This is a genomic window from Streptococcus mitis (genome assembly GCF_002096895.1).
GTDB lineage: Bacteria > Bacillota > Bacilli > Lactobacillales > Streptococcaceae > Streptococcus > Streptococcus mitis_AH.
Window position 1 is genome coordinate 22,865 of sequence record NZ_NCVI01000017.1, and the last position, 13,099, is coordinate 35,963.

General features: G+C 43.0%; 10 protein-coding genes. 1 reads left to right on the forward strand and 9 read right to left on the reverse strand.

The genetic code is table 11. The features are described from left to right. Nucleotides 1–75: 75 nt before the first annotated feature. From B7697_RS01975 to B7697_RS01985, 3 genes are all read right to left on the reverse strand, one after another. The gene (locus B7697_RS01975) at nt 76–1,671 is read right to left on the reverse strand and encodes a hypothetical protein (protein WP_000822852.1); all 1,596 of its coding nucleotides are present in this window, start codon (nt 1,669–1,671) and stop codon (nt 76–78) included. Between the two features lie 11 nt (nt 1,672–1,682). Continuing rightward, entirely contained in the window at nt 1,683–2,093 is a 411-nt protein-coding gene (locus B7697_RS01980; RefSeq protein WP_000412230.1) for a peptide deformylase, read from the reverse strand. 115 nt (nt 2,094–2,208) lie between these two features. Continuing rightward, entirely contained in the window at nt 2,209–4,905 is a 2,697-nt protein-coding gene (locus B7697_RS01985; protein ID WP_084950077.1) for a cation-translocating P-type ATPase, read from the reverse strand. Nucleotides 4,906–5,211: 306 nt separating this feature from the next. Between B7697_RS01985 and mntE the strand changes: the two genes are divergently transcribed. Continuing rightward, nucleotides 5,212–6,396: a CDF family manganese efflux transporter MntE gene (gene mntE, locus B7697_RS01990; protein WP_084950079.1), complete on the forward strand. Its 1,185-nt coding sequence runs from the start codon at nt 5,212–5,214 to the stop codon at nt 6,394–6,396. Nucleotides 6,397–6,433: 37 nt separating this feature from the next. On the opposite strand, the gene B7697_RS01995 is transcribed toward mntE, so the two are convergent. From B7697_RS01995 to glmM, 6 genes are all read right to left on the reverse strand, one after another. Beyond that, nucleotides 6,434–8,305 (reverse strand): ABC-F family ATP-binding cassette domain-containing protein, encoded by a 1,872-nt coding sequence (locus B7697_RS01995; protein WP_084950081.1) that lies wholly within the window; start codon nt 8,303–8,305, stop codon nt 6,434–6,436. Continuing rightward, entirely contained in the window at nt 8,302–9,501 is a 1,200-nt protein-coding gene (locus B7697_RS02000) for a CCA tRNA nucleotidyltransferase (protein ID WP_084950083.1), read from the reverse strand. Before B7697_RS02000 ends, B7697_RS01995 begins: the two co-directional genes overlap by 4 nt. Next, nucleotides 9,498–10,265 (reverse strand): 4-hydroxy-tetrahydrodipicolinate reductase, encoded by a 768-nt coding sequence (gene dapB / locus B7697_RS02005; protein ID WP_084950084.1) that lies wholly within the window; start codon nt 10,263–10,265, stop codon nt 9,498–9,500. The genes B7697_RS02000 and dapB overlap by 4 nt, the downstream gene beginning before the upstream one ends. A gap of 163 nt (nt 10,266–10,428) precedes the next feature. Then, nucleotides 10,429–11,277, reverse strand: coding sequence for a DegV family protein (locus B7697_RS02010; protein ID WP_084950086.1), 849 nt, complete (start codon nt 11,275–11,277; stop codon nt 10,429–10,431). Nucleotide 11,278: 1 nt separating this feature from the next. After that, nucleotides 11,279–11,653, reverse strand: a complete 375-nt coding sequence (locus B7697_RS02015) for a DUF1149 family protein (RefSeq protein WP_001050081.1) — start codon at nt 11,651–11,653, stop codon at nt 11,279–11,281. 73 nt (nt 11,654–11,726) lie between these two features. Beyond that, nucleotides 11,727–13,079, reverse strand: a complete 1,353-nt coding sequence (gene glmM, locus B7697_RS02020) for a phosphoglucosamine mutase (protein WP_000521447.1) — start codon at nt 13,077–13,079, stop codon at nt 11,727–11,729. Nucleotides 13,080–13,099 lie beyond the last annotated feature (20 nt).

Consider the following 13,099-nt stretch of genomic DNA (forward strand, 5'->3'; position numbering starts at 1 on the left):
GCCGCAGGTTGCTCAAAGCACAGCTTTGAGGTTGCAGATAAAGTTGACGTGGTTTGAAGAGATTTTCGTAGAGTATTACTGTACTTTAAAGGTCTTGAGATAGTTGTCTTTTCCTACTTGACCTTCGAAGGTTTTACCATTTTCAAGGTAAGGAAGGTCATCTGAGACTGAGGCCTTGACTTTGTATATCTTGCCATCAACTTTAAAGAAATATACGGTGTCGCCCTTGATAACAGCTGATTTGAGGTCTGCCACCACACCCTTAATGCTTTCTGTTGTTTCATTATCAATTTCAAGGTCGTTTTTATTGGCGTACTTGCTGAGCAGTTCTTCCACTGTCGTAGCTACGATAACATTTTGGTACTCGACTGCATCAACCAAGGCGTACTCTTTGACCAAACCAGCATTGTCCTTCAAGCCCATGATGTAGAGAGGCTTGTCATTGAGGTTGATGAGGATTGGGAAGGTTGCCTTGTAGGATTTCTCCTGAACAGCACCTTCGGCTGATTCACGGGCTGATTCTTCGGTCGCAGAAGCCAAGCTGTACTTAGTGATTTCTCCTGTTCGCATATTTTCTAGGATAAAACCAAGATTACTTTCATCTGCATTGGCCGACGTCACACCTGTGTAGAGATAGATGTCATTGCCGATAGACAAGTAATTATAGCCCTTGGTAGTCTGGGTCACGTTTTTCTTGGAAATCATAGCATTCCAGAAACCGTCCTTGTACTTGCCGTTGTAGTTGATTTGCTCAATGGTTTCCTCAGCTGGATAGACCCTGTCTACCCATTCTGGGACTTCTGATAAGCTGTATTCCTTGGTTTCTCCATTTGTAGCATCCAAGATAATGACTGAAACAGGACGGGGAACCGCAAGTCCAAATTGCTTTTGGTAAACCGTAGCCACATAGAAAGGATTACCTTCATCGTCCACCTCAAAAGATGGAGTCTTGAAGATTTTAGTTGGGTACTTCAAGCGCAGGTGACGCTTGACATCACGGTTAAAATACTCCGAATCCGAATACTTGATTGGTGTCTTCAAGTCCACCAAGTCCGCATTTCCAGTCACCATGTCTACCTTGATATACTCGCCGATTCCCTTGGCCTGATTATTAAACCACTTGATAGGATCTGCGTATTCTAAGGGTGTAACCCGATAAGGCTTCCCATCAATCGTCAATTGGGTATAGGTATCTGCCGCTACGTACTGCGATACCTTATCTGTTAGGGAACCCAAGTAGCGGTCACCAATTTTTTCAGCGGTACTTCTATCTAAGATAGGAACCTTACTGGTGTCAGTCTTAGGAAAATCAGTAAAGTCTTTTTCCGTAACCGTGACTACATTGGCATAATTTTTAGCCTGAAAAATGCTAGAAGTTACCAAGGAAACCAAGGCTGCTAAGAGAAGAATTCCTCCAATAGAAGCTAAAAGGATTTTCCCTAACCGATTGATTTTGAAACCCTCAAGATTTAAGGCAGCTTCCGCCTTGCCGTGGCGCACATGAACTGTTTTGACCAGATTGATTCCCTTGCCAAAGCCAAATAAGATTGCTACAACCAGCAAATGCCCACAGAGGAAAAAGAGAAATTCCCAGCTGGTCAGGTTAAGAGGCGGTAAAAAGATATACCAGGTCGTTGCGATAAAAATAAGTTCAAAGACTATTCGTTTCATTTGCTTTCCTCCTAAATGATTCGTCCTTCCAAGTGATCCAGTTCATGCTGGCAAATCTGAGCCGGGAAGCCTGTCAAAGTAATGGTCTGTTCCTGCCACTTGCTGTCACAATAGGCAACCCTTATGATTTCATAACGCTTAGTAGGTCTCACACCTGTCAAGGACAAACAACCTTCCTCTGTCTCATAAACTCCTTCAGAGGACAGGAGCACTGGGTTAAACATGACCACAGGAACCAAGCCAAGATTAAAGATAATCACGCGCTTCTGCACCCCAATCATATTGGCAGCCAGACCGACACAAGTCTCACGATTTGCTAAAAGCGTATCCTGCAAATCTCTAGCAAGATAAAGGTCTTCCTGACTTGCCGGCTGAGACACCTGAGATAAAAACAAAATATCCTTTACAATTTTCTTCTCCACTTCCTCACACTCCACTTACTTTTTACTATATTATAGCAATTATAGCACAAAAGCCGATAACTGCAAGCCCTTTCCCTAAACTGTAGCAAAAAGCCATCCGAAGATGACTTTCTTTTTAAATCGCATTCTTATCAAAACCGAGTTTGCGTTGAATAAACTTAACAATTTCGACAATAATAATCATTGAGAAGCTTCCGCCCATAACGATTCCCCATTGAGACAAGTCTAGTTTGGTTACGTGGAAGATTCCTTCAAGTGGTTCTACGACGATTGTTGCCATAAGAAGGATGAAGGATACCAAGATGGACCAGTTGAAGGTCTTAGACTTGAATGGACCAACTGTCAAGATGGATTGGTAAACAGATTTCACATTGTAGGCATGGAAGAGCTGAATCAAACCAAGGGTTGCAAAGGCCATAGTAAGAGCATCCGCATGAATGGCATGATTGTCACCCACATGAACTGGGTAAAGAAGGGCAAGACCATAAACACTCATAACAATTGCTGCTTGGAGTACACCTTGATAGATGATAGAACTCAAAACACCACCTGAGAAGAAGCTTGCCTTGCGTCCACGTGGTTTATGGTTCATGACACCAGGCTCAGCAGGTTCAACACCAAGAGCGATAGCTGGGAAAGTATCGGTTACCAAGTTGATCCACAAAAGATGAACTGGCTGCAAGACATCCCAACCAAACAAGGTTGATAGGAAGATGGTTAATACTTCAGCAGTATTGGCAGAAAGTAGGTACTGAATAGTCTTTTGAATGTTTGAGAAGACCTTACGTCCTTCTTCAACTGCAACAATAATAGTCGCAAAGTTATCATCTGCAAGAATCATGTCAGAAGCCCCCTTAGAAACCTCTGTACCAGTGATTCCCATACCAATACCGATATCTGCTGTTTTCAGAGCTGGCGCATCATTGACACCGTCACCTGTCATGGCAACGACTTTACCTTGTTTTTGCCAAGCCTTGACGATACGAACCTTGTGTTCTGGAGACACACGGGCATAAACAGAGTATTGACCAACGACTTTTTCAAAGTCTTCATCAGATAGTTCGTTGAGCTCAGCACCAGTTAAAACATGTCCTTCTGTATCATTTGCGTCAATGATTCCCAAACGTTTGGCAATAGCTTCTGCAGTGTCTTGGTGATCACCCGTAATCATGATTGGACGAATTCCCGCTTCCTTAGCCACACGAACAGCCTCAGCTGCCTCAGGACGTTCAGGGTCAATCATACCAATCAAGCCAGTAAAGATTAAATCATTTTCAAGCTCTTCAGAAGTGAGGTTTTCTGGAATGCTGTCAATAATCTTATAAGCACCAGCAAGGACACGCAAGGCTTGGTGAGCCATTTCAGAATTGTTTGTATGAATGAGGTTTGTAACTTTCTCATCAATCGGAGCAATATCCCCAGCCTTATCACGAAGAACACAACGTTTTAAGAGTTGGTCTGGCGCACCCTTGACTGCTACAAGGAATTTACCATCTGGCAATGGGTGAACCGTTGACATGAGCTTACGGTCAGAGTCAAATGGCAATTCAGCTACACGAGGATATTTGTCTAAAAATCCTTTGACATCGTAACCCTTATCCAAGGCATACTGGATAAAGGCTGTTTCGGTTGGATCACCAATCAGGTTGCCTTCCACATCTATTTTAGTATCATTGGCCAAGACAACTGAACGAAGAAGGGGCATTTCAAGCCCTAGTTCAATATCATCAGCTGAGTCATGTAGGATTGCATCGTAGAAGACTTTTTCGACGGTCATCTTGTTCATGGTCAGCGTACCAGTCTTATCAGAAGCGATGATTTCTGTTGAACCAAGAGTTTCTACTGCTGGCAACTTCCGAACGATAGAGTTTCTTTTAGCCAAAACTTGAGTACCAAGGGCAAGAACAATAGTTACGATAGCTGGGAGCCCTTCTGGGATAGCTGCAACGGCAAGGGCAACAGAGGTCATCAACTCACCGAGTGGATTTTTACCTTGAATGAAAACACCAACGATAAAAGTAACAAGTGCAATAACCAAGATAGCATAGGTCAAGACCTTAGAAAGGTTGTTCAAGTTTTGTTTGAGGGGTGTATCGGTCTCATCAGCGTCTTGAAGCATACCAGCAATGTGACCAACTTCAGTATACATACCTGTATTGACAACAACACCCATCCCACGACCATAGGTTACGTTAGAGTTTTGGAAGGCCATATTGACACGGTCACCAATACCAGCATCTGCAGCAAGCTCGACTGACAAGTCTTTTTCAACTGGAACAGACTCACCTGTAAGAGCTGCTTCTTCGATTTTAAGAGAGTTGGCTTCAAGCAAACGTAGGTCTGCTGGCACCACGTCACCAGCTTCAAGGGCAACGATATCTCCTGGTACCAATTCTTTAGAGTCAATCTCCGCCATATGCCCATCACGAAGAACGCGAGCAGCTGGACTGGACATAGATTTGAGGGCTTCAATGGCTTCTTCTGCTTTTCCTTCTTGGTAAACACCGAAGGCAGCATTGATGATAACCACGGCTAAGATAATGATGGCATCTGCAATATCTTCTCCACCAGAAGTCACGACTGACAAGATAGCTGCCGCAACTAGGATGATAATCATCAAATCCTTAAACTGTTCGATGAATTTGACCAGGATTGATCGTTTCTCACCCTCTTCGAGTTCATTGTGGCCAAATTCGGCAAGGCGCTTTTCCGCCTCACTTGATGACAAACCTTGCTCGGTCGCATCCACAGCCTTCAAAACCTCTTCAGGACTTTGAGTGTAAAACGCTTGGCGTTTTTGTTCTTTTGACATGTGTCTCCTCCTTGACATTGTGTGCAAAACAGACTCTCTTTTTCTCATCGTATCTTTTCACGACAAACAAAAAGAGCCCTGTTAATCATAACAAGTCTCGCTGTTTAAGATAGGGCCGGAAAACATACTTTTCAGTATAAAATTCGGAATGACGACACTATCACAGGTTTCTGCCAGCTACTCCCTTGAGTAGTACTATTATACCAAATTTTGAAAAGTTTTTAAAGAGCAAAAACTGCCTTATTTGAATTTTCCCTTGAAAACCAGTATAATGGTAGAATGCTATATGACTAGAAAGGAAGTTGAATGAAGCAATCTATTTCAAATCTCAAGTTAGCTGAGCGTGGGGCCATCATCAGTATTTCGACCTACCTGCTCTTATCTGCAGCCAAATTAGCAACTGGCCACCTTCTTGATTCATCCAGTTTGGTGGCAGATGGTTTCAATAACGTATCCGATATCATTGGAAATGTGGCCCTCTTGATTGGGATTCGAATGGCACGCCAGCCTGCAGACCGTGACCACCGTTTTGGTCACTGGAAGATTGAAGATTTGGCTAGCTTAGTCACTTCCATCATCATGTTTTATGTTGGCTTTGATGTGCTGAGGGATACCATTCAAAAGATTCTCAGCCGGGAAGAAACGGTCATTGATCCTCTGGGCGCAACTCTAGGAATCATTTCTGCAGCGATTATGTTTGTGGTTTATCTCTATAACACTCGCCTCAGTAAGAAATCCAACTCCAAGGCACTGAAGGCTGCCGCCAAGGACAATCTTTCTGATGCCGTCACCTCACTTGGTACCACCATTGCCATCCTAGCTAGCAGTTTCAATTATCCCATTGTGGATAAACTGGTCGCCATCATCATCACCTTCTTTATCTTGAAAACTGCCTATGATATCTTCATCGAGTCTTCCTTTAGCCTTTCAGATGGCTTCGACGACCGTCTGCTTGAGGACTATCAAAAGGCTATCATGGAAATTCCCAAAATTAGCAAGGTCAAATCGCAAAGAGGTCGTACCTATGGTAGCAATATTTACTTGGATATCACGTTAGAAATGAATCCAGACTTGTCTGTTTACGAAAGTCATGAAATCGCGGATCAGGTCGAGTCTATGCTGGAGGAACGTTTTGGAGTCTTTGATACCGATGTCCATATCGAACCAGCACCTATCCCTGAGGATGAAATTTTAGACAATGTCTATAAAAAATTGCTCATGCGTGAACAATTGATTGACCAAGGAAATCAGTTAGAAGAACTCCTAGCCGAAGACTTTGTCTATATCCGCCAAGATGGAAAGCAGATGGACAAGCTTGCTTATAAATCTGAAAAAGAGTTAGCTTCTGCTATCAAGGACATTGAAGTTACTTCCATCAGTCAAAAAACCAAACTCATCTGCTATGAGTTAGACGGCATTATCCATACCAGTATTTGGCGTCGCCACGAAACTTGGCAGAATATCTTTCATCAAGAAACCAAAAAAGAATAGAGAAATCCTGTCACTGAGACGGGATTTTTCTATTCTTCTAGTTATCAAATTCACTTAGGTATTCATAGCGTTCGTATTTTTCAAGGAGTGCTTCGTTTTTCTCATCCAATTCTTTTTGGAGAGTGGCCAACTTACCAAAGTCAGAGCCGTTGGCCTGCATCTCCTCTTCAATAGCAGCGATACGGTTTTCCAAGGCTTCAATATCACCTTCAATACTTGCCCACTCCTGCTTTTCTTGATAGGTCATGCGTTTCTTGTCTTCACGAACCTTGACCACTTTCTCCTTTTCAGACTTTTGCACTTGATTGGCCAACTCTGTTTCAAAGGCTTTTTCATCAAGGTAATCGGTATAATGACCAAAGAAAGGACGAATCTTGCCATCCTCAAAAGCCAGAATCTTGGTCGCTACCTTATCCAAGAAATAGCGGTCATGGCTAACCGTCAAAACAGGCCCAGCAAATCCCTGCAAGAAATTCTCCAAGACTGTCAAGGTTGCAATGTCCAAATCATTGGTTGGCTCGTCTAAAAGAAGAACATTTGGTTTTTCCAAAAGCAGTTTGAGGAGATAAAGACGTTTTTTCTCTCCCCCAGACAATTTTTCAATCAAGGTTCCATGCGTCGAACGTGGGAAAAGGAACTGCTCCAGCAACTCTGCAATAGAAGTCGTAGAACCACCGCTGGTCTTGACCTCTTCTGCCACTTCCTGCAAGTAATTGATCACTCGCTTACTTTCATCCAAACCCTCAATTTGCTGAGAGAAATAGGCGATGCGAACAGTTTCCCCAATCACAACTTGACCTGCTGTCGGCTCAAGACTTCCTGCAATCAAGTTGAGCAGGGTTGATTTTCCAACACCGTTGTCCCCAACTATTCCAATACGGTCTTTGGCCTGCACCAAGAGATTAAAATCTTGCAAAATAGGCTTGTTTTCATAGGCAAAGGAAACATTCTGAAACTCGATGATTTTTTTCCCAATCCGACTGGTTTCGAAGTTCATGGTCAAGTCTGTCTCAGCAGTACTGCCTGAAACTTCCTTTTTCAGGTCGTGGAAACGATTGATACGAGCCTGCTGCTTGGTCGCACGCGCCTGCGGTTGTCTGCGCATCCAGGCCAATTCTTGCTTATAAAGTTGTTCCTTTTTATGAAGTAGAGCCGCATCTCGCTCATCTTGTTCCGCCTTAAGGCGAACATAGTCCTGATAATTCCCTTGATACTCGGTCAATCCTGCGCGATCCAACTCGAAAATCCGTGTTGACAAAGCGTCTAAGAAATAGCGATCGTGAGTGATAAAAAGGATGGTCTTCTTAGAATTTTTTAAAAAGAGGGTCAGCCACTCAATAGTCGCAATATCCAGATGGTTGGTTGGTTCGTCTAGTAACAAGAGGTCGTGGTTGCCAAGTAAAACTTGCGCCAACTGAACTCGTCTTCTCAGACCACCTGACAATTCCCCAACTGGAGTAGATAAGTCCTGAATACCCAGCTTACTTAAAACCGTCTTGACCTGACTCTCGATTTCCCAAGCTTGGAGAGAATCCATTTCTGCCATGACACGTTCCAAACGTGCCTGCTTGTCCTCACTGTAGTTGAGCATGATCAATTCATACTCACGAATGAGCTGGATTTCCTTGAGGTCGCTAGATAGAACCGTATCCAAAACCGTCTTGCTATCATCAAAATCAGGATTTTGGGTCAAGTAACCAATCTGGTAATCATTTTTCGCTGAAAAGGGACTGACATCCCCATCAAAGCCAGAAACGCCAGAAAGGACATCCAAAAGGGTGGTTTTACCCGTTCCATTGACACCGATTAGACCGATTCTGTCTAGATCATGGATAATAAAGGAAATATCCTTAAAAACGGTCTTGTCACCGACGGACTTACTTAGTTTTTCAACGATAAAATCACTCATTTTTTCTCCCTCAGATAAGCATGGATGGCTTGACGGTCATTTTCCAATTCTCCATCGACAATAGCATATTCAATCTCTGTTAAAATCTCTCCCAAGTCTGGTCCCGGCTGATAGCCATATTCCTTAATCAAAATACCACCGTTGATTTGGATTTCTTTCTTGTCATGAATGGTCAGACTTTGGTAGGTTTCTGTGATAGCTTGTGGGTTGACTGATTTCCTTTGAGCTTGACGAAGATTTTCAGCCTGTAAAAGTAAATCCAAGTCAAAGCGGTAACAATCGCGCTTGCTCAACTCTCCCTTTTCACGCAAGGCTAAAATAGTCAGTACATCCTGAACTTGCTTAGCAAACTGGCGTGAGGTCTTCCAAGCCTTCAAAAAGGGCTGCGCATTCTCAATTTCCAAAGCCCACAATAGAGCCGCCCAGGCTTGTTCAGAGGATTCAAAGGTGAAATCAGTCTCCAAATCAAACAGTCTATTAAGCTTGTCTTGGCTAGATTCCATATCAGGGAGATAGTCATAAGCTTGACTCTCAATCATGGAAGCCAAGCCCCTTCTCCAAAATGGAGCCAGCAAGAGTTTATCAAACTCGACGAAGGTACGCTCTACAGAAATTTTCTCCAAAAGTGGCGTCAAGGTCTTCATAGCTTTAAACGTTTCTAGCTCCAGTTCAAAGCCAAGACTGGCCTGAAAACGGAAACCACGCATAATCCGTAGAGCATCTTCGTTGAAACGCTCACTAGCTACACCAACCGCCCGCAAAACTTGATTTTCCAAATCTTCTAAACCATGGAACAAGTCAATGATTTCCCCTGTCTCGTCCAAGGCAAAGGCGTTAACTGTGAAATCACGGCGCTTGAGGTCTTCTTCTAGCGAGCGCACAAAGGAAACCGCACTTGGTCTGCGATAGTCCACATAGACATCCTCTGTCCGAAAGGTGGTTACCTCATACTCCTCATCCCCATCTAAAACCAAGACGGTTCCATGCTCGATTCCGATATCGGCTGTTCGAGGAAAAATCTGCTTGGTCTCTTCTGGATAAGAAGACGTCGCAATATCCACATCGTGGATGGGACGATTGAGAAGGGCATCTCGAACAGATCCCCCAACAAAATAGGCTTCAAAGCCTGCTTCTTTAATTTTTTCTAATACTGGTAAAGCCTTCTGAAATTCAGAAGGCATTTGCGTTAATCTCATAATAAGTGTTCTAATCCATAGACAAGCTCATGACGCTTGACAACTTCTTTAATTCCCAAATTGACCCCTGTCATGAAGGAGCTGCGATCATAGGAGTCATGACGGAGGGTCAATCCTTCTCCCTGATTGCCAAAGATGACTTCCTGATGGGCTACCAAGCCTGGCAAACGAACTGAGTGGATCCGCATGCCATCAAAGTCAGCACCACGAGCACCCGCAATCAATTCTTCCTCATCAGGTGCACCCTGCTGGATAGACTCTCGAACTTCTGCCATTAACTCAGCTGTTTTAATAGCAGTTCCACTCGGTGCATCCTTTTTCTTGTCATGATGAAGCTCGATAATCTCCACATTTGGGAAATATTTGGCAGCCTGCGTCGCAAATTGCATGAGTAAAACAGCACCTAAGGCAAAATTAGGAGCGATCAAGCCACCCAAATTTTGTTCACGAGAAAATGCTTTTAGTTCTGCAATTTCTTCACTAGTAAAGCCTGTCGTTCCAACCACTGGAGCAAAACCATTTTCAAGAGCAAAACGTGTATTTTCGTAGGCAACAGTTGGAGTAGTAAAATCTACCCAGACATCCGCTTCAAAGCCTGCTAAATCAGCCTTATCCTTGAAAACAGGAATTCCCTGCCATTCTGACTCAGACTCAAAGGGATACAAAACTGCTACCAAGTCCAAGTCTGGATCAGACAAGACCATCTGACAAGCAGCCTGACCCATTTTTCCTTTAAAACCAGCAATAATTACTCGAATACTCATCTCTACTCCTGTCTAAGATACAAAGGACCTTAGCTGCCCATGAAAAATAGGGAATGGCGCTGATTTTCCATGAAAGGCAAAACAGGCATCTTTTTTCAAGAGGCAGGTAGTCCGTGTTTAATTGCTATGATACAAGATTTCTTAACTAGCCTAGAAACGCCAACTAAATCACTGGAATATAACCTAGTGCAATACTTCCTGCTCCTAGGTGGGTCCCAATGACACTACCAAATGTAGCAAGTGAAATATCCGTACCCACTCCAGATTCAAGTAAGTGCTGACGCAATTCTTCAGCCTTTTCAGAAGCATTTCCGTGAATGACAATGATACGGTATTGGCCTGAAGCTGTTGTTTCCTTAATGATTTCAATTAAGCGCTTGGTTGCTTTCTTCTCAGTACGAACTTTTTCGTAAACTTCAATCACACCTTGGTCATTGAAATAAAGGATTGGCTTAATACTGAGCAGATTTCCCAAAATAGCAGCCCCATTTGAAAGACGTCCACCTTTAACCAAGTGGTCCAAATCATCGACCATGATAAAAGCAGATGTGTGACTAATTTGAATAGCTAGCTTATCCTGAATAATGGCAAAATCATCGCCCTGGTCTCGCCAGTTAAATACACTTTCAACCATGATACCCAGCGGAGCACTTGTAATCAAAGTGTCTGGGAAGGCAATGGTTAAGCCCTCGTAGTCATCCACCATATACTGGATATTTTGGTAAAAACCTGAAATTCCAGAAGATAGGAAAAGCCCCAAGGCATGGGTATAGCCTTGTTCTTTGAGCGCAGTTAAGATTTCATCTAACTTGGCAATACTTGGTTGACTGGTCTTAGGCAATTCCGAAGCCTGAGCCATTTTTTGGTAAAATTCCTCAGCAGTCAGATTGACACCTTCAACATACTCCTCACCATCAATATTGACAGGAATATCCAAGACAAATAAATCTTCTCTTTGTAAGGTATCTTTACTAAGATAGGCAGAGGAATCTGTAATAACAGCTAGTTTCATATTAGAACTCCAAATTGATTCCTGGTAAGTCTAATGCAATTTCAGTTACTTCGTAAGTTAAACGGTTGAGCATATTCAAACATGGACGAGCCAAGGTTTCCACTTCTTCTTGGTTCAATTCACTTGGTTCGTTAACAATACGACCATCGATATGGTTCACCTGTGAAATGGTTCCACTGATGACAAATTTATCAAATACAATCATAAAACTCAAGACAACAATCAAGGAAGTCACTTGATTTTCTTGGTCATGTTGAATTAATTGGAAGTTCACATCCACCTTAGTTTCAGGAGCTCCATTTTCATTTTCCCATTCAAAATTACGCGCATCAAAATGATACTGACTAACAAATTCTTGTTCACGTTTAAGATTCATGTCTTTCTCCCTCGGCTACAATATTATAAGCTATTGTACCATAATTTTTTATTTTCATCTAGTTTTCTAGGATTTAGTCAATCCCGATTTCAGCTCGAACTACGTCTGCGATAGTATCAACATAGTAGTCCACTTCTTCTGTTGTAGGAGCTTCTGCCATAACACGCAAGAGGGGCTCTGTTCCACTTGGACGAACAAGGATACGCCCATTCCCTGCCATTTCTTCTTCCATCTTCTCGATAATGTCCTTGATAGCTGGCACTTCCATAGCCTTTTCCTTCATAGCATTTTCCACTCGGATATTGACTAATTTTTGTGGATAGATGGTTACTTTTGCTGCCAACTCTGACAGGCTCTTACCAGTTTCCTTCATGATTTTTGTCAATTGAACAGCAGATAATTGGCCATCACCTGTTGTATTGTAGTCCATCAAGATGACGTGACCAGACTGTTCACCACCAAGGTTGTAGCCTGATTTTCGCATTTCTTCAACAACGTAACGATCGCCAACTGCAGTGACTGCCTTGTTAATGCCTTCACGATCCAAGGCCTTGTGGAAACCAAGGTTAGACATAACGGTTGTCACGATTGTATTTTGCGCCAATTGTCCTTTTTCAGAAAGGTATTTTCCGATGATGTACATGATTTTATCACCATCAACGATCTCACCATTCTCATCGACAGCAATCAAACGGTCACTGTCTCCGTCAAAAGCCAAACCGATAGCTGAGTCACTTTCTTTGACCACTTCTTGAAGGGTTTCTGGGTGGGTTGAACCAACATTAAGGTTGATGTTAAGACCATCTGGTGTTTCCCCAATAACAGTTAATTGAGCACCAAGATCTGCAAAGATTTGACGGGCACTTGTAGAAGCTGCACCATTAGCCGTATCCAAGGCAACCTTCATTCCTTCAAGAGGAGTTCCAGTTGAAACAAGATATCCTTCATACTTACGCAAACCTTCTGGATAATCTACCAAGGTTCCCAAGCCTTCAGCACTTGGACGAGGAAGAGTGTCTTCCGCAGCATCTAGCAAGGCTTCAATTTCTGCTTCTTTTTCATCATCTAGTTTGAAACCATCACCACCAAAGAACTTAATCCCATTATCAAGGGCTGGGTTGTGGCTAGCAGAAATCATGACACCTGCACTGGCTCCCTCAGTTTTTACCAAGTAAGCTACTGCTGGTGTTGCAAGGACACCAAGTTTGTAGACGTGAATCCCTACAGAGAGGAGACCTGCCACCAAGGCAGATTCTAGCATTTCCCCAGAAATACGTGTGTCACGTCCTACAAAAACTTTCGGCGCTTCCGTTTCATGTTGGCTAAGAACATAGCCTCCAAAACGTCCTAGTTTAAAGGCCAATTCTGGCGTTAATTCTACATTAGCTTCTCCACGGACTCCATCAGTCCCAAAATATTTACCCATTTTTATAAAATCCTTTTTCT

Coding starts and splice junctions, on each gene's coding strand:
- B7697_RS02000 (WP_084950083.1), bottom strand. CDS start 9,501: ATGAGATTAACGCAAATGCCTTCTGAATTTCAGAAGGCTTTACCAGTA.
- B7697_RS01985 (WP_084950077.1), bottom strand. CDS start 4,905: ATGTCAAAAGAACAAAAACGCCAAGCGTTTTACACTCAAAGTCCTGAA.
- B7697_RS01975 (WP_000822852.1), bottom strand. CDS start 1,671: ATGAAACGAATAGTCTTTGAACTTATTTTTATCGCAACGACCTGGTAT.
- B7697_RS02015 (WP_001050081.1), bottom strand. CDS start 11,653: ATGAATCTTAAACGTGAACAAGAATTTGTTAGTCAGTATCATTTTGAT.
- B7697_RS02010 (WP_084950086.1), bottom strand. CDS start 11,277: ATGAAACTAGCTGTTATTACAGATTCCTCTGCCTATCTTAGTAAAGAT.
- glmM (WP_000521447.1), bottom strand. CDS start 13,079: ATGGGTAAATATTTTGGGACTGATGGAGTCCGTGGAGAAGCTAATGTA.
- dapB (WP_084950084.1), bottom strand. CDS start 10,265: ATGAGTATTCGAGTAATTATTGCTGGTTTTAAAGGAAAAATGGGTCAG.
- B7697_RS01995 (WP_084950081.1), bottom strand. CDS start 8,305: ATGAGTGATTTTATCGTTGAAAAACTAAGTAAGTCCGTCGGTGACAAG.
- mntE (WP_084950079.1), top strand. CDS start 5,212: ATGAAGCAATCTATTTCAAATCTCAAGTTAGCTGAGCGTGGGGCCATC.